A 1,149-nucleotide genomic window follows, 5' to 3' on the forward strand; every position below is an offset into this window, starting at 1 on the left:
TATGAATTAGTCGAAGATCTTAGCAACAACACCAGCACCTACTGTACGGCCACCTTCACGGATCGCGAAACGTAGACCTTCGTCCATTGCGATTGGTGCGATTAGCTCAACAGTCATCTGTACGTTGTCACCTGGCATTACCATTTCTACGCCTTCTGGTAGCTGGATGTCACCAGTTACGTCAGTTGTACGGAAGTAGAACTGTGGACGGTAGCCTTTGAAGAATGGAGTGTGACGACCACCTTCATCTTTAGACAGTACGTATACTTCTGATTCGAACTTAGTGTGTGGAGTGATTGAACCAGGCTTAGCTAGTACTTGACCACGTTCAACTTCGTCACGCTTAGTACCACGTAGAAGTGCACCAACGTTCTCACCTGCACGGCCTTCGTCTAGAAGCTTACGGAACATCTCTACACCAGTACATGTTGTAGTAGTTGTTTCCTTGATACCTACGATAGCAACTTCGTCACCTACAGTTAGAATACCACGCTCGATACGACCAGTTACTACTGTACCACGACCTTGGATTGAGAATACGTCTTCGATAGGCATTAGGAATGGCTGATCTACCGCACGCTCTGGCTCAGGGATGTAAGTATCTAGAGCTTCAGCTAGTTCAACGATTTTCGCTTCCCACTGCTCTTCGCCGTTTAGTGCGCCTAGTGCAGAACCTTGGATAACTGGTAGGTCATCACCTGGGAAATCGTATTCAGATAGAAGTTCACGAACTTCCATTTCTACTAGTTCTAGTAGCTCTTCATCGTCAACCATGTCACATTTGTTCATGAATACGATGATGTATGGGATACCAACCTGACGGCCTAGTAGGATGTGCTCACGAGTTTGTGGCATTGGGCCATCTGTCGCAGCAACAACTAGGATACCACCGTCCATCTGTGCAGCACCAGTGATCATGTTTTTAACGTAGTCCGCGTGTCCTGGACAGTCAACGTGTGCGTAGTGACGAGTTGGAGTGTCGTACTCAACGTGAGAAGTTGCGATTGTGATACCGCGCTCACGCTCTTCTGGAGCGTTATCGATAGATGCGAAGTCTTTAGCTACACCGCCGTAAACTTTAGCAAGAGTAGTACAGATAGCTGCAGTTAGAGTTGTTTTACCGTGGTCAACGTGGCCGATAGTACCAAC

Annotated in this window: 1 protein-coding gene; it reads right to left on the reverse strand. The window is 47.4% G+C overall.

Annotated elements, in window-relative coordinates; translation table 11 throughout:
• Nucleotides 1–6: 6 nt before the first annotated feature.
• Nucleotides 7–1,149: elongation factor Tu (gene tuf / locus F7Y48_RS23530; protein WP_258677332.1), on the reverse strand; the 1,143-nt coding region annotated here is incomplete at its 5' end.

This window comes from Vibrio sp. 2-1-2a, assembly GCF_032648565.1.
GTDB classification, from domain to species: domain Bacteria; phylum Pseudomonadota; class Gammaproteobacteria; order Enterobacterales; family Vibrionaceae; genus Vibrio; species Vibrio diabolicus.